The organism is Proteiniclasticum ruminis (assembly GCF_900115135.1).
In the GTDB taxonomy this organism is placed as follows: Bacteria; Bacillota; Clostridia; order Clostridiales; family Clostridiaceae; genus Proteiniclasticum; species Proteiniclasticum ruminis_A.
This window is the reverse complement of the sequence record NZ_FOVK01000001.1, coordinates 595,709-611,724: the sequence shown is the minus strand read 5'-3', so window position 1 is coordinate 611,724 and position 16,016 is coordinate 595,709. Positions and strand designations below refer to the sequence as shown.

At 41.7% G+C, this 16,016-nt stretch carries 16 protein-coding genes; 14 read left to right on the top strand and 2 right to left on the bottom strand.

All coding sequences use genetic code 11. The annotated features are described in order from the left end of the window. The first annotated feature begins 6 nt into the window (after positions 1–6). The 7 genes from rsmB (at position 7) to BM243_RS02815 (ending at position 7,400) form a co-directional block, all read left to right on the top strand. Positions 7–1,323 (top strand): 16S rRNA (cytosine(967)-C(5))-methyltransferase RsmB, encoded by a 1,317-nt coding sequence (gene rsmB, locus BM243_RS02845; RefSeq protein WP_074910069.1) that lies wholly within the window; start codon positions 7–9, stop codon positions 1,321–1,323. Between the two features lie 142 nt (positions 1,324–1,465). Further along, positions 1,466–2,500, top strand: a complete 1,035-nt coding sequence (gene rlmN / locus BM243_RS02840; RefSeq protein WP_074910064.1) for a dual-specificity RNA methyltransferase RlmN — start codon at positions 1,466–1,468, stop codon at positions 2,498–2,500. A 10-nt stretch (positions 2,501–2,510) separates the two neighbouring features. Beyond that, positions 2,511–3,236 (top strand): Stp1/IreP family PP2C-type Ser/Thr phosphatase, encoded by a 726-nt coding sequence (locus tag BM243_RS02835; protein WP_074910062.1) that lies wholly within the window; start codon positions 2,511–2,513, stop codon positions 3,234–3,236. After that, positions 3,233–5,128 (top strand): Stk1 family PASTA domain-containing Ser/Thr kinase, encoded by a 1,896-nt coding sequence (gene pknB, locus BM243_RS02830; RefSeq protein ID WP_074910059.1) that lies wholly within the window; start codon positions 3,233–3,235, stop codon positions 5,126–5,128. The genes BM243_RS02835 and pknB overlap by 4 nt, the downstream gene beginning before the upstream one ends. 130 nt (positions 5,129–5,258) lie before the next feature. Then, positions 5,259–6,122 carry a ribosome small subunit-dependent GTPase A gene (rsgA, locus tag BM243_RS02825; RefSeq protein ID WP_074910912.1) on the top strand — a complete coding sequence of 288 codons (864 nt, stop codon included), beginning with the start codon at positions 5,259–5,261 and terminating at the stop codon, positions 6,120–6,122. Continuing rightward, entirely contained in the window at positions 6,116–6,772 is a 657-nt protein-coding gene (rpe, locus tag BM243_RS02820; protein ID WP_074910057.1) for a ribulose-phosphate 3-epimerase, read from the top strand. Before rsgA ends, rpe begins: the two co-directional genes overlap by 7 nt. Further along, a complete protein-coding gene (locus tag BM243_RS02815; protein ID WP_074910055.1) occupies positions 6,765–7,400 on the top strand; it encodes a thiamine diphosphokinase in 636 nt (211 codons plus the stop codon). Before rpe ends, BM243_RS02815 begins: the two co-directional genes overlap by 8 nt. A gap of 114 nt (positions 7,401–7,514) precedes the next feature. On the opposite strand, the gene rpmB is transcribed toward BM243_RS02815, so the two are convergent. Next, on the bottom strand, positions 7,515–7,706 hold the full coding sequence (rpmB, locus tag BM243_RS02810) for a 50S ribosomal protein L28 (RefSeq protein ID WP_031572812.1): 192 nt from the start codon (positions 7,704–7,706) through the stop codon (positions 7,515–7,517). 264 nt (positions 7,707–7,970) lie between these two features. Here rpmB and BM243_RS02805 point away from each other — a divergent pair, with 264 nt between their 5' ends. The 7 genes from BM243_RS02805 (at position 7,971) to BM243_RS02775 (ending at position 15,026) form a co-directional block, all read left to right on the top strand. After that, positions 7,971–8,318, top strand: a complete 348-nt coding sequence (locus BM243_RS02805) for an Asp23/Gls24 family envelope stress response protein (RefSeq protein ID WP_031572809.1) — start codon at positions 7,971–7,973, stop codon at positions 8,316–8,318. Between the two features lie 191 nt (positions 8,319–8,509). Continuing rightward, positions 8,510–10,144, top strand: coding sequence for a DAK2 domain-containing protein (locus tag BM243_RS02800; protein WP_074910052.1), 1,635 nt, complete (start codon positions 8,510–8,512; stop codon positions 10,142–10,144). A 45-nt stretch (positions 10,145–10,189) separates the two neighbouring features. Beyond that, positions 10,190–12,211, top strand: coding sequence for an ATP-dependent DNA helicase RecG (recG, locus tag BM243_RS02795; protein ID WP_074910050.1), 2,022 nt, complete (start codon positions 10,190–10,192; stop codon positions 12,209–12,211). 10 nt (positions 12,212–12,221) lie between these two features. Beyond that, positions 12,222–12,806: a 16S rRNA (guanine(966)-N(2))-methyltransferase RsmD gene (gene rsmD / locus BM243_RS02790; RefSeq protein ID WP_074910047.1), complete on the top strand. Its 585-nt coding sequence runs from the start codon at positions 12,222–12,224 to the stop codon at positions 12,804–12,806. Positions 12,807–12,816: 10 nt separating this feature from the next. Further along, positions 12,817–13,332 (top strand): pantetheine-phosphate adenylyltransferase, encoded by a 516-nt coding sequence (gene coaD, locus BM243_RS02785; protein WP_074910044.1) that lies wholly within the window; start codon positions 12,817–12,819, stop codon positions 13,330–13,332. Then, positions 13,316–13,873 (top strand): hypothetical protein, encoded by a 558-nt coding sequence (locus BM243_RS02780; RefSeq protein WP_074910042.1) that lies wholly within the window; start codon positions 13,316–13,318, stop codon positions 13,871–13,873. The genes coaD and BM243_RS02780 overlap by 17 nt, the downstream gene beginning before the upstream one ends. 649 nt (positions 13,874–14,522) lie before the next feature. Continuing rightward, a complete protein-coding gene (locus tag BM243_RS02775; protein ID WP_074910039.1) occupies positions 14,523–15,026 on the top strand; it encodes a CarD family transcriptional regulator in 504 nt (167 codons plus the stop codon). An 80-nt stretch (positions 15,027–15,106) separates the two neighbouring features. Here BM243_RS02775 and BM243_RS02770 read toward each other — a convergent pair whose 3' ends face one another. Beyond that, positions 15,107–15,991, bottom strand: a complete 885-nt coding sequence (locus tag BM243_RS02770) for a hypothetical protein (RefSeq protein ID WP_074910037.1) — start codon at positions 15,989–15,991, stop codon at positions 15,107–15,109. Between the last annotated feature and the right edge of the window lie 25 nt (positions 15,992–16,016).

Genomic DNA, 16,016 nt, shown 5'->3' with positions numbered 1-16,016 from the left:
AAGACGATGATGAATGTCAGAGAAACAGCCGTGGAGATTTTAGGGAAAGTCCTTCATCAGGGAGCTTTCTCCAATCTTCTTCTGGACCGTGCGATTCAGTCCGGACAGGTAAAAGAAGAGGATGTTGGACTTCTCACAGAAATTGTATATGGCACACTGAAATACCTGCTTACAATTGATGAGATCTTAAATAGAAATACAAATATTTCTTTATCGAAGACAGAGCGTTATGTCTTGGATGTTCTTCGCATTTCGGTTTACCAGATGCATTTCCTGGATCGCATACCACCCTATGCCGTCATCAATGAAGCTGTGAATCTAACAAAGAAAAAAGCGCCGAAAGCCTCCGGGTTTGTCAATGGTGTTCTTCGTGGATATCTTCGAAAAAAAGATGAAGTGTATACATTCAATAAAAAGATGGATCAAGAGATCTATGAGTACTCTTTTCCTGCCTGGATGATTCAGCTCTTTAAAAATCAGTATGGAGACAAGTATCTGGAAATCTTGAGCGGCCTGAATGAAAGACCCGTTATCACTTATCGGGTGAATACGCTAAAAATGTCAAGGGATGCTGCTCTTGATGAGTTAAGGCAGCTTGGTTATAGTGCTGAAAAAACAGCCATTTCGCCTTATGGGATTGAAGTGACAGGTGGCAAGAGTGTGATGCAGAACCCGCTGTTCAGAGAAGGGGTTCTTACGGTGCAGGATGAAAGCTCCATGCTGGTTGCACCTCTTGTGGTGAGTGAAGGGGAGGAATATCTTGATCTTTGCTCTGCGCCTGGTGGAAAAACAATGCATCTAGCTGAGCTTCTTCATGATCAAGTGCCGGTACATGCCTTCGATATCTACGAAAGCAAGCTTCGCCTGATCCGAGAAAACCGGGACAGGTTGGGGCTGACCTCTGTAACCATAAGAAAAAACAATGGTCTTCAAATTTTGCCTGAGTATGTGGGTAAAGCCCATGTGCTTCTGGATGCTCCTTGTTCAGGACTTGGAATCATCAGGAAAAAGCCTGAGATCAAATATACAAAAACGCCAGAAGAGCTTCTGGATCTTGTGAAAATCCAGAGAGATCTTCTGGAGACGGCTATGAACTATATTCCATCTGGTGGTACACTGGTGTATTCCACCTGTACTCTGAATCAAGCGGAGAATGAAGAGAATGTCAGATGGTTTCTGGAGCGGCACAAAGATTTTGAAGCTGTTCCCATCAATGTTGGGGAAGGAGATCATCTTCAATACTCTCCGGAAGGATTTCTTACCATTTTGCCGGGTAAAACCATGGATGGGTTCTTTATCAGCAAACTGAAAAGAATGTCATAACCTCTGAGACGGTCTGAGAAAACCGTTCCAGAGGTTTTCTTCTGAAATTCTAAGAATAATTTAAAGAAATTTAACATAATTTATGATAAAATGTCCATGTTTATGAATGAAATCCAGAAGTATTCTGGAAAAGGATGTTAGCATGACAAATATTTACGATTATTCTCTGGAAGAACTGAAAGCCTGGCTGGTGAGCCGGGGAGAAAGTGCTTTTAGAGCAAAGCAAGTTTATGATTATTTATATAAAGGGATTACGGATCCAGACCTGATGAAGACCCTCAATAGGAGCACTATAGATAAGCTGAAAGAGCATTTCCACATGGCACTGCCTCAAGTTCTTGAGAAACGGGTATCCAAGGATGGAACCATAAAAATGCTCATGGTACTGGAAGATAAAAATATCATCGAGACCGTAATCATGAAGTACCATTATGGCTATTCAGTGTGTGTATCTTCCCAAATCGGCTGTAAAATGGGGTGTACCTTCTGTGCGTCTACAAAAGATGGTATGGTAAGAAATCTGACGCCAGGAGAAATACTGTCTCAGATCATCGCAGCTTCTCTGGTGGTGGGCGAAAGAATCTCTCATGTGGTCCTTATGGGATCTGGAGAACCCCTGGATAATTTTGATGCAGTGCTGAAGTTTTTAAGTCTGGTGAATGCGAAGGAAGGTCTTCATCTGTCCCATAGAAACATTACAGTGTCCACCTGCGGTCTAGTGAATAGAATCATTGAGCTTGCAGATCAGAAGCTTCAGATCACCCTTGCAATTTCGCTTCATGAGACTACAGACGAAGCCAGAAAGAAGATCATGCCAATTGCCAACAAATATAGTATTCAGGAGATATTAAATAGTGTAGAATATTATATGAGCAAAACTGGAAGAAGAGTTTCATTTGAGTATGCATTGGTTCGTGGTTCCAATGACACCAGAGAGAATGCATATGCTCTTGCAAAGCTTCTTGAAGGCATGAAGGTTCATGTGAACCTGATCCCTGTGAACGCAATAAAGGAAATGCTGTATTTACCATCAACCAATGAGTCTATCCAAGGCTTTAAGGATGTTCTGCTTCAGTCTGGGATTGAAGCCACAATCCGTAGAGAGATGGGTGGAGATATTGACGCTGCTTGTGGGCAGCTGAGAAGAAGCTACTTGGAAAATAGAGCTGACCTGTGAGGAGAAACATATGATAGAAAGGATATCAGATATTGGCAATATCAGACAACTGAATGAAGACACCTATGGCATCCTGGAGGATGAAGTGTTCAACCTTTTTCTGATATGCGATGGTATGGGGGGACACAATGCCGGTGAAGTTGCAAGTGCCCTTGCTAAAGAAACGGTACTTGATTTCATGAAAGGGATAAAGCAGGAGGAACTGCTTCTGCCCTCGCTGATGAAAGCAATCACAAAAGCAAACCATGAGATTTATGCGTTATCTTCTAAAGAGAAAACCATGAGCGGTATGGGAACAACTATGACAGCGGCGCTGAGCCATCATGGAAGACTTGATGTCGCGCATGTAGGAGACAGCTCGCTCTATGTGGTGTACAATAATGAGATTAAGAAAATCACAAAAGACCATAGTTATGTTCAAGAACTTGTAGATCTTGGAAAAATCACCGAGGAGGATGCGAAGCATCATCCGAATAAAAACATCATTACAAGAGCCGTAGGGACGAATCTTCATGTGGAGATTGAAGCTTATACACGGCAGACGGAACATGAGGAAACATATTTACTTTGCACGGATGGTCTTTCAGATTATCTCTCTGCACAAGAGATCTTAGAAAAGCTTTCAGGGAGCCAGGATATGCATAAGTCCATGATGGAACTTGTGGATCTGGCCAAAGAAAGAGGTGGAAGAGATAACATCACGCTAGTAATTTTTGGAGGAGAAGCGTTGAAATGATAGGAAAAATATTAGGGAACCGTTATGAAATCACTGAAAAAATTGCCCAGGGAGGCATGTCCGTTGTATATAAAGCACTGGATCTGAACTTGAACCGCTATGATGCAGTCAAAGTGCTGAAGCCAGAGTTTTCTTCAAATAAGGATATTCTGGATAAATTTAAGCAGGAAGCTAATGCTGTCGCTTTTTTATCTCATCCCAATATCGTCAACATTTATAATGTTGGCAGTGAAGACCAGATCCATTATATTGTCATGGAGTATGTGAAGGGAAAAACTCTGAAAGAAGTCATCAAAGCTCAGGGAAAACTGTCTGTGGAAGAAACACTGAATTATTCCTATCAGATAGCCCGTGCATTGGAGTCCGCACATAACAGCAATATTATTCACCGTGATATAAAGCCTCAGAATATTATGCTCACAAAAGATGGACTGATCAAAGTGACGGACTTTGGTATTGCAAAACACTCAGATTCTGTGACCATAACCAATTCAGGTAAAATCATCGGTTCAGCTCATTATTTCTCACCGGAGCAGGCCAGAGGCAATATGACAGATGGAAGATCTGACATATACTCCCTTGGCATCGTGATGTATGAGATGGTCACTGGTCGGGTGCCTTTTGATGCGGAAAGTCCCATCACCATTGCACTGAAGCATATGCAAGAACCGCTCCCATCACCCAGGGCGCTGAACCCTTCCGTGAGCGCTGGCTTGGAGAAAGTGATACTGAAAGCAACAGAGAAGAATCCTATAGACCGCTACCAGAGGATTGAAGACATGATGATGGATCTCCGTGCGCTGATGAATGGAGAAAGACTAGAAACAAATGAAAATGTAAATACAGACCACACACAAGTCATGAACGCGGTAGTACCGGAAAGGAAAACTATGAGAAACGACATTTATGATGATGAAAAGCCATCAAACAATAAGAAAAAGACACTGATTATTGGCCTTGCTATGATCCTGGTTGTGGTACTCGGTGCACTCATTGGGGATGCGGTATTCAGCCGTGGCAATGGAAACCAGCCAGGAGAAGTTCTGGAAGAAGAAGTGGATATCCCTGAAATCATGGGGCTTACCAAGGAAGAAGCAGAGGATGCTCTGGAAATGGTTGGACTCGTTCTTGAGGTTACTGGAACCGAGACATCGGAACAGCCTGAGAACACTGTGATTAAAGTGATTCCTGAAGAAGGAACCTCGGTGAAGAAGGGAGTCACCGTTTCTGTTGTACTGAGTGCAGGAGAGGAAAAGCTTTATGTCCCTGATATCACAGGAAGTACCGTTGAGTCTGCAGAAATTATTCTGGGCAATAACGGATTTATTCTTGGAACTACCACAGAAGAGTTCAGTGAGACTGTGCCAGCTGGAGAAATCATCGGGCAGGATCCACTGGTCAACACTTCCATGCCAAAGGGAAGTGCTGTAAATGTAGTGGTTTCTAAAGGTCCGGAGATTGTTCTTTCTGTCGTTCCTGACATGAAGGGACGTACACAAAGAGAGGCGCAAGCTCTTCTTGAAGCTGTGGGTCTTACCATTGGCGAAGTGAAAACTGTGCCTACTGGGGATGAAGCGCAAAGCGGACGTATTGTGGAACAGAGTCTTCCTGCTGCAACAGAAGTAAAGGAAGGAACAAAGGTCAATATCACGCTTTATGAGTACACAGAAGTGAATATTCCAAGCAATCTCATCGGAAAGACTGCGGGAGAAGCTGTGACTGCCCTGAAAGCGTTGGGACTGAATCCTGTGCTTGTTGATGGAACAGTGAACAGTGATCTTGTGGTAGAGCTGAGTCCAGGAAGAGGACCCGTGGCCTATGGAAGCACGGTGGAAGTTCTGGGTGAACCTGAACCGGTAGAAGAAGAACCTGCAGAAACACCAGCGGGTTAAGTAGAACTGAAAGTGAACAGCCAGCTCAATTTAGTGAGCTGGCTGTTTGTTTTTGCTGATTCTTTAGTAACAAACAGGAAGAAATAGATTATAATAGAATATAAAGAAAAGAGTGGAAAGGACTGATGCAATGGAAGGGATTATTGTCAAAGGGATTGCAGGATTCTATTATGTAAAAACTGCACAGGGAGTTTTAGAATGCAAAGCCCGAGGTGTATTCAGAAAAAACAATATTACACCGATGGTTGGAGACCGGGTTTCTGTGGTCTCAACGCCAGAAGGAAATGTGGTGGATGAGATCCATGAAAGAACTTCGGAGCTTGTTCGGCCCTTTGTGGCGAATGTCAGCCAGGCGTATGTAGTTTTTGCTTTGAGAAATCCTGACATCAATTTTGAGCTTCTGAACAAGTTCATCATTTCCTTGGAAAAGAATGGTATTGAACCGGTGCTTGTTTTTAATAAGAGTGATCTTGCCACGGAGAATGAGAAGATACAGTTGAAAGAGCTGTTCAAAGGAACAGGATACCAAATTCATTTTATCACTGCAAAGGATGGGACTGGTCTGGAGGAGCTCCTCAAGGGGCTGAAGAATCAGATTACCGTATTATGCGGTCCATCGGGTGCGGGGAAGTCCACACTGCTCAATAAACTGGCAGGATCTGAAAAAATGGAGACGGGTATTATTTCTGAGAAAGTGAAAAGAGGAAAGCATACGACGAGGCACAGTGAGCTGATTGCTGTTGACGATGCTCTGCTCGTGGATACGCCGGGTTTTTCCACCATGGAGATGACCATGGAAGCGAAGGAGCTGAAGGATTATTTTCCGGAGTTTCATGCCCATGAAGGTCATTGCCGCTTTCAAGGCTGCAACCATGATAAAGAGCCGGGCTGCAGAGTGAAGGATGAGGTCGGCAAAACAATCGCTGTGGAGAGATATAATTATTATGTCAAATATTACAATGAACTGTTAGAGGAGAATAAAAGAAAATGGTAAAAATTGCCCCATCAATCCTATCTGCTGATTTTGCGAATCTGGGCAGAGATATAAAAAGAACCGACGAGGCTGGTGCAGACTGGATCCACATTGATGTGATGGATGGATCTTATGTTCCAAACATCAGCTTTGGACTCCCGGTCATTAAAGCCATCAGACCTTATACAGATAAGCTCTTTGATGTCCATCTGATGATTGTCAATCCAAGCAGCTATATTGATGCTTTTGCAGATGCAGGAGCTGACCTCATCAATTTTCATTATGAAGCCGAAGTTCATGTGGACCGTGCCATTGAGAAAATCAAATCGAAAGGTCTGAAGGCGGGAATAACGCTGAACCCGGCCACACCCGTGGATGTGCTGAAACCCATTCTTCATAAGCTGGATCTGGTTCTCATCATGTCTGTGAATCCTGGGTTTGGTGGTCAGAGCTTTATTCCGTATACACTGGATAAAGTAAGGGAACTGAAGAAAATGGCGGAAATCATGAATCCGGAGCTTCTTATTGAAATCGATGGTGGAATTGATGTCCATACAATCAAGATGGCGGTGGAAGCCGGATGCGATGTAGTGGTTGCAGGATCTGCAGTGTATAGGAATGGAGAGATTGAGAGCAATATCAGCGCACTCCGAAGGGCCAGTTATGAGTAAGGCGATTATTGTATCGGGCGGGAAAAAACCAAGCCGGTCACTTTTTGATAAGCTGTGCAGAGAAGACACATATCTGATTGCGGTGGATAAAGGAGCTGAGTTTTTCCGTGACGAGAACATTGTCCCGAATCTTCTCGTGGGGGACTTTGACTCTATTTCGAAGGAAACTCTTTCATTTTTTCTGGATAAGACCATCGTTAAATCCTATGATGAAGAGAAAGACTTCACAGACACGGAAGCGGCGCTTCATGAGGCAATTATCCTGGGGGTGGATGAGATTGATTTCTTGGGATGCACCGGCAACCGATTGGATCATTTCGCCGGAAATTTAGCCCTGCTGGACCAGAGCCTGGAAAAAGGTATCAGAGCGTACATGTATGATGATCATAATAAAATCTTTCTCATGAAATCTCCTGGAGTCATCGAGAGGGATTTCGGCAGATACATCTCTTTTCAGGGGTTTAGAGGCCCTGTGAGGGGCTTTGGTGTGAAAGGGGTAAAGTATCCATTATGGAACTATGAGCTCAAATTCGGCGATCCTAGAACCATATCCAATGAGTTTATCCAAGAGAAGATCTCTGTCACATTTACAGAAGGAGCACTCTTGGTTTTCATGACGGAAGATTAATAAAAAAGGAAGTATAGAATGTGAAACATCACTTTTCCATACTTCCTTGATTTATTCTGCATAAAAAGTAAAATAGCCGATCCCGTAAAGGATCAGCTACAATTTCTTACTCTGTTATACCGCTCTTTCAACCTTACCGGAACGTAGGCATCTAGTACAAACGTTAACTCTCTGGGGAGTTCCGTTAACAACAGCACGTACTCTTTTTAGGTTTGGTGCCCATGTTCTCTTAGATTGTCTGTGTGAATGAGAATACTGTACACCAGCAACTACACCTTTATTACAGATATCGCATTTTCTTGCCATTAAAATACACCTCCTCCTGAGAGATACTACTCTTCTCAAAAGCTTATATTATTATTTGTTTTGAACAGATACCATTCTATCATAATATACGAAGAGAATGCAACATAATTTTAGACCAAAATTTCTTTATATTGAAGTCTTGATGAAAATATAATATCATTATAGGGATAACACGTGTGCTTATCAAGGCTTTTGCCATAAGCGCACGCACTGAAGGTTTACCGGGAGTGCGGAACGTACTGCCTGGATTGAGGAGGAAGTTTCATGATTGGATTAACAAATGAACTCGGACATATTTCATACTCTGAGGATGTCATCGCCAATGTGGTTGGACTATCTACCATGGAGTGCTATGGAGTTGTCGGTATGGCTGCAAAGAATACCAAGGATGGACTGTGGGAACTGATTCGCGTAGAGCATCTGAATAAGGGCGTTAAGATCAATGCGAAGAACAATGAGCTGTCCATTGACCTTTTTGTGGTTGTGGAATATGGAACTAAGATATCTGTCATTGCCAATAATATTATCCAAAAAGTTCGATACAATGTGGAAAACTATCTAGGACTCAAGGTGAACAGTATTGTTGTAAATATAGAAGGTGTGCGTTTCTAAGATTAAATCTTAAGATTTTTTAAGAAATTACCTTTAAAGTTTGATTTCAACAGTCAACCTTTAGTATAATAGCAGATGGTATATTTTATTATAAAACCCTAGCAGTAGGGTTTTCTTATAATTTTAGTAGGATAATGAGAAGTGGCATGGACATAAAGTGTATTGTCCATATTTTGCAGGAGGAATATTATATGAAATATAACAAGATTAATGGACAGCATTTTCTGAGCATGGTGACAAATGCATCCATCCGTTTGGAAAATGAAAAAGCATATGTGGATTCATTAAATGTTTTCCCTGTTCCAGATGGAGATACAGGTACAAACATGTCCATGACCTTTACCGCTGCAGTAGATGAGGTAAGAAATTCCAAATCCACCAACATAGGTGAAGTCTCGAAGGTGCTTGCTAAGGGAGCTCTTATGGGGGCTAGAGGAAACTCTGGTGTAATTCTTTCCCAGATTTTCAGAGGAATTGCAAAAGGGCTGGAAGGAAAAGAAGAGGTTAACGCTTATGAGTTTGCCCTCAGCCTTCTTGAAGGGTCAAAGTCAGCGTACCGTGCTGTTATGAGACCTACAGAAGGAACGATTCTAACAGTGATTCGTGAAGTAGGAGAAAAAACCACAGAATACCATACAGATGATGTAACAGATCTTATGGAAAAAGTTGTAACCTTCGCAGATGAAACCCTGGAGAAGACACCAGAACTTCTGCCACAGCTGAAAGCGGCCAATGTAGTAGATTCTGGCGGTATGGGACTTCTTGTGATCCTGAAAGGGATGTATGAGGCGCTGGAGAGCGGGTTTAAGATGGCAGAGAAAGTGGAGCAGAAATCCTTTGAGGAATATGTTGCTGCACGAGATACCCACACGGAGATCACCTTCGGATACTGCACAGAGTTTATTGTTCTTGCAAAACCGGAAAATGATTCTTTTAGGGACTATCTCGAATCCATGGGAGACTCCATCGTTTATGTAGCCTTTGATGATATTCTTAAAATACATGTACATACAGACAATCCTGGCCTTGTTCTGGCGGAAGCTGCTAAAATGGGTGAGCTTACAAAGATCAAGATCGAGAATATGAGAGAACAGCATAGAAATCTTCAGGATACACCTGATGTGCATATGGAAGCGCCAAAATCAGAACCCGTTGTGGAAGCAGTGAAAGAAAAGTATGCATTTATTTCTGTGTCCATGGGAGAAGGCATTCGCGAAGTGTTTGAAGATCTGGGAGTGAGTTATGTCATTTCTGGAGGACAGACCATGAACCCTTCCACACAGGATATCGTGAAGGCAGTGGAAAGTGCAAATGCGGAGCATATTTTCATTCTGCCGAATAACAAAAACATCATCATGGCAGCAAATCAGGCCAAGGATATCTCCGGTAAAGATGTCTATGTGATTCCGACAAAGACAATTCCTCAGGGAGTTGCAGCATTGACAGCATTTAATCCGGAAGCAGCGGTAGAGACAAACTACGATGCACTTCTTGCCAGCATCAGTACGGTTAAATCAGGCTCTGTGACCTATGCAGTGCGTGATACTGAAATTGAAGGCATGGCTGTAAAGCAGGGAGATTACCTTGGACTTCTCGAAAGTAAAATAAAAGTAGTAAAAAGAGACCTCTATCCTTTGGTGGATGAGCTCATTGATACCATGGTGGATGAGGACAGTTCCTCTATCACACTTTTCTATGGTGAGGATGTAAATGAAGAAGAGTTCACTCAGTTCCTTTCTGAACTGGAAGAAAAGTATGAAGATCTTGATGTGATGAGTGTAGCTGGAAAACAGCCTCTTTACTACTTCATCATTGCAGTAGAATAGAAATGAAAAGAAGGCGAAGGCCTTCTTTTTTTACAAGGAGGAAATATTTTGATCTACGATTCTGTATCTACCTTGAAAGGGGTTGGAGAAAAAACCAGAGAACAGTTGGAAAATATGGGGATTCATACACTGCTTGATTTGCTCCTCTATTTTCCAAGAGGATATGATACATACAGAAATGCAGATGAGATGTATCTGAACGGAATGGATAAGATCAGAATAGAAGCTGAAGTGACAAAAATCTCCAAACCTTTCCGCACAAGAACAGGAAAGACCATGGCAACCATTTGGTTCAATACTGAATTTGGTGCATTGAAGGCGACATATTTTAACATGCCTTATATCACAAGCCAGTATAAGATTGGTGAAACGTATCAGCTGAAGGGAAAGTTTGAGAAAAAGAACAAGTTTATTGAGTCCATAAATCCGATTCAGAACCGAGACACAGAAGAGATTGTTCCGGTCTATTCATTAGAGGGAAAAGTGACAGGAACTCTGATTAAGAAACTTGTCCGTCAAATTCTTGAAAAAGTGCATATCAATGAGAACTTTCCAGAGGACATTCTGAAGCATGAAGATCTGATCGATCTTGATTCAGCAGTGCGAAATCTTCATTTTCCCCAAGATGAGGAGCTTTTGTCAAAATCACTGAAACGCATGAAATTTCAGGAGATGTTTGCCTACTCTCTGAAAATCATGATATCCAGAAGCCGGAGACAGGAAGAGGAGCGTGGGATTCGTTTTTCAATGAGTCCAAGACTGAAGCTTCTGAAAGAATCGATACCATTTGATATGACCAATGCACAGAATAGAGTAATTCGGGAGATTCTGCTAGACCAGAAGAAATCAGCTCCGATGAACCGTCTGCTCCAAGGAGATGTTGGTTCGGGTAAAACCATCGTTGCTCTTGTTGCCCTATTCAATGTCTTGGAGAATGGATACCAGGCTGCCTTTATGGCTCCTACAGAGATTCTTGCAAAACAGCATTTTCTGGAAGCGGAAAAACTGCTGGCTCCCTTTGGTGTAGCAGTCCGCCTTTTGACCGGATCCACCAAAAAGAAAGCCCGGGATGAGATAATGGTTCAGCTTAAAGAAGGGAAGCCTCTGCTCATGGTTGGCACCCATGCGCTTATTGAGGAGAAGGTCCAGTTTGAGAAACTTGGCATGATCATTACAGATGAGCAGCATCGCTTCGGTGTCAATCAGAGGGCAAAACTAATCAATAAGAATCAGATGTCAGAGGTCCTTGTGATGAGTGCTACACCTATACCAAGAACCATGGCGCTGACCATCTATTCTGATCTGGATCTTTCTGTCATTGATGAGCTGCCCCGGGGAAGAAAAGAGATTAAAACAGTTCTTATGGATCACGCCAAAAGAACTGCCTGTTATAAGAAAGTTCTAGACGAAGTTCAGAAAGGAAGGCAAGCCTATATTGTGACACCTTTGATTGATTTGGATGAGGAGAGTGATCTAAATTCAGTAATGGGTCTCTTAGATGAATTATCGAAGGGGACACTAAAAGGTATCCCAATGGCTTATCTCCATGGTAAAATGACATCAAAAGAAAAAGAGCAAGTGATGGAGTCTTTTAAGGCTGGAGAGATAAAGGTGCTCATTTCCACTACGGTAATAGAGGTGGGAATCAATGTGCCTAATGCCAGCATGATGGTCATAGAAAATGCAGAGCGTTTTGGCCTCGCACAGCTTCATCAGCTCCGTGGTCGCGTGGGAAGGGGAGAGTATCAGTCCTACTGTATAATGATTGCGCAGATGAAAAGTCAGTCCACAAGAGAAAGGCTGGAAATCATGGTAAAGAGCAATGATGGTTTCTATATCGCTGAAGAGGATTTGAAACAAAGAGGGACAGGTCAGCTTTTTGGTGTTCATCAAAGTGGTCATTCCGGTTTGATGCTTTCTGATCTGGCGAGTGACTATGAACTCTTTCTCAAAGCAAATGCCTATGCCAGGACCGTATATCTTGGCAATACAGAAGAAGATCAGCGGATGAAAGATCAGTTTCTTCATAAACTGTCTCAGAATCTAAATTATATTTGTTTGAATTAAGGAGCAAGATATGAGAATTATTTCAGGAACTGCCAAAGGCAGAAAAATACTGTCCCCTAAAAATGAAGGAAGAATCACGGAAAAAGGTGAGGTTAAGGCCACTAGACCGACACTGGATAGGGTGAAGGAATCCATGTTCAATATTTTAGGACATAGAGTGTATAGTGCGGTGGTGCTTGATATGTTTGCGGGAACAGGGAGTCTTGGACTGGAATGTGCAAGCAGAGGCGCAAAAAAAGTGGTTTTTCTTGAGAGATTTAAAGAAACATATGATATACTTTTAGAAAATGTGCGCATTTTAGGATTTGACAGTGTTTCTAAAGTTTATATGAAAGATTCATATGAATTCATAAAAAGTTTAGCTTCTCAAGGAGAAAAGTTCGATATAATATTTGTAGACCCGCCTTATCTGAATCATATGGTGGATAGGGCAGTGAAGATGATTGCAGAGTTTGAATTATTGAATACAGATGGAGTCATTGTCACCAAGTATGACAGAGAAGAGCCAATCTATCGACCGGAAGAAAAATATGAGCTGGTAGATGAACGCAAGTATGGCAATACAATCATTGCCTTCTATCAGTGTAGAGTGTAAGGAGTTATAAATGAAAGTAGCTGTATACCCTGGGAGCTTTGACCCTATTACCTTAGGACATATGGATGTAATCCTGAGGTCTGCCGCTGTTTTTGATAAGGTTGTAGTGGCTGTGCTTAAAAATGTTGACAAGAAAGGATTATTTTCTATTGAAGAAAGAGTTGCGATGATTCGGAAACTCGTTCAGAAGTATGATAATATTGAAGTAGTGAGTTTCCAAGGTCTGTTGGTTGACTTTATGAAGGCCATCGATGCCCATGTAATCGTAAAAGGGCTGAGAGTTGGACTTGATTTCGATTATGAGCTTCAGATGGCCCATATGAACCGGAGACTTTCTCAAGAAAGAGTGGAAACTGTCTTGATGATGGCAAGCACTGAATACTCCTACATCAGTTCATCATCGGTAAGAGAGATTCTTCATTTTAAAGGTGATATCAGAGGGTTTGTGCCTGAAGAGATTATAGAGGATATATATCAAAAAGTCGGAATTGTTTTGGAGGGAATGTGTAATGAAAGAAAATTATGAGGTGACATCAAGAAGAATTGAGATCACGGGTCTTGTGGAAGTGCTCCAGGAAATCATTGAAGATGGTTCTAAAGTCCCATTTTCCAAGAAAGTTCTTGTGGATCGAGATGAAGTTGTCAATATTCTGGATGAGATTGTACAGGTCATTCCTGAAGATCTGCGAACAGCCCAATGGGTTCTTGCTGAAAAAGACCGTATTCTGACCGAAGCCAAGACGGAATATGAGAGGACAAAAGCTGAAGTGGACCGGATGATGCAGGAAAAAGTGAACAACCATGACATCGTCAAGGAAGCCACAATAAAGGCTCAAGAGATTCTGAACAAGGCTCAGACAGAAGCTAAACTTGTAAAACTATCTGCGCGGGATTATGCTGATTCCCTGCTATCAGACTTGGATGCGGAAATCAAAGAGAGAAACCAGCAGATGATGGTGAACTTCAAGAATCTTTTTGAAGGATTTGTCCAAGAGTACAACAAGAGTTTTCATACCACATCTACAACGATCAAGGACAACATCAAAGAACTGAGAGAAATGAAATAGTTCTATAAAAACTCCGGAATCAGTGGTTCCGGGGTTTTTATGTTTAAGCGTAAATTAGGCAATCCACAAGATCTTTACATACCCATATCTTAAGTGAGGTGTTTTGAACTCGTGAAATGACTTGATTATGACGAAGTTGTTTATCCGTAAATAGACAAATATATTGTCCTTTAGAGTCCTTAAGGAGAAATAGAAAGAGACCCTTCCACCTCATGTTTGGAAGGGTCCTTTACTCACTTAATAGTATGGTAATTATAACAAACTTTGAATTGGAATGAATGGTGATAAGAGCGTTTTTGGGTAGGGGTAGGGGGTCTAGGAGTATGGGGTATGGGGAAACATGAGGCTATGGGATCTAGAAGGTGGTATGTGATAGAGGCTGGCCTTAAAACTTGGTAAATTCTCCGAAATATGGCTCCTTCTTGCCCAAGAAGCACGCATTTATTCTCAGAACTTAAATGGTACAGTTCTTGGAGTTGGACAATTTTACGATTTTATGATATAATAATATATTGAATAAATAACAAGTATTAATATACGAATTGATAGTTAGTGTTGCGTTGATACATAGTATATGTTTACTCAGTTTTAGTGTTCAGAGCGATCTGTGGAGAGTGGAAGTTTGTTAATTGATGTGAGGAGGATGGATATGTTTTTAAAAAATGATTATGTCATGTATGGACTGACTGGAGTCTGCAAAGTCGCGGATATTAGGAAAGAATCTGCGGGGAATCAAAGAGGAGAAGAGTATTTTATTTTGCATCCAGTGAAGGATGAGCATTCCAAAATAATGATACCGGTCTCAAGAGGGAAAGCCAGAATGAGAGCACTTGTCAGCAAAACTGAAGTGATGAAGTTCATGGAAGATATGAGGGATAGTGACGATATCTGGGAGTCTGATATGAAGGAACGCGGAAAGATATTCCAGGAGAGATTGAAATCAGGTTCATTTTATCAGTGGCTGCTTCTGAGCAGTGTTATTTGGCAGGAGAAAGAAAAGAAGAAAACACAGGGTAAAAAAGTTTCAATGTCAGATGAACAGATCTTCAAGAATGCCTGGAATTTGCTGTGTGAGGAACTGGCTGTCTCCTTGGGTATGGATGAGGATGAGGTCATCAAAATGTTAGCAGAGCAATCCTACTTGGAAAGATAAGTAGGTTCAAAGAATAAAATACAAAGCAAAAGGAACCACGATCGTGGTTCCTTTTGCTTTACTCTACTGGAGAACTCCAACTAGAGCATCTCTAGTTTCTTTTGGATTTCCTTCAATGCGGATTTGAGCTGCAGTTCAATCTTCTTCAGTTCTGCGTAATACTTGTTCATTGCTTCCAGATTACTTTCGATTTTGCCTCGGATGCTCCAGTCACTGAAGATGTTGTCAAAAGCGATATCGAAGAATTGTTCGCTTCCACTGATGGTTTCTAGTTCATGTTCCAGTGTCATCTCCACATCCCGAAGTTCTTTTTTCATCTCTTTGGATGCAGCGGAGATTTTTGAAAGTACTTTGTTTGCATCATCAAGTTTGTTGTATTTGGCAAGATCAGCGATGATACCACCACCAAAAAAGGTGTCGTAGGTGGACCAACCTTTTGCGCTGGAAAACTCTTTGAGTGCCTGTTCTGCATAGCCCATCACATGATGAACTGCATCCAGAGCTTCTTCGAGTTCCCTTTGAAGATGAAACAGATACTCTTTTTTGTTCTCAAGTTCTTTTGAAAAATGAACTCCTTCTGGATAATCTTTCAGGAGACTGTTTTTTAATGCTGATATCTCCTGATCAAGCTTTGGAAGTTCGTCCTGAAGACGTGACTCCTTCTCAATCAATAGATCCAGTTCGTTTTTTTTGTCTTCATAGGTCAGTTTTGACTGTAGATACTCCTCCTGTTCTTTCATCAGTTTTTCCTCGAACTTTCCTGTGACCTTCGATAAGAGAGAAGATAAGGAAGATTTTTCTAGATTCTCCACATCCTTTTCTTCTTTTTTCATCTTGGAGAGAAATGTATGCAACTGACTGTTTTTTGCGTGCTGTTCTTCTGTGGTGTCTTTCAATTTCTGTTCCAGTACTTTCTTTTCCTCAGTAAGCTGGAGCCATCGGCTGTATGTATTTTGGTATGACATTGGTACCCTCCTTGGTTTACTGCTA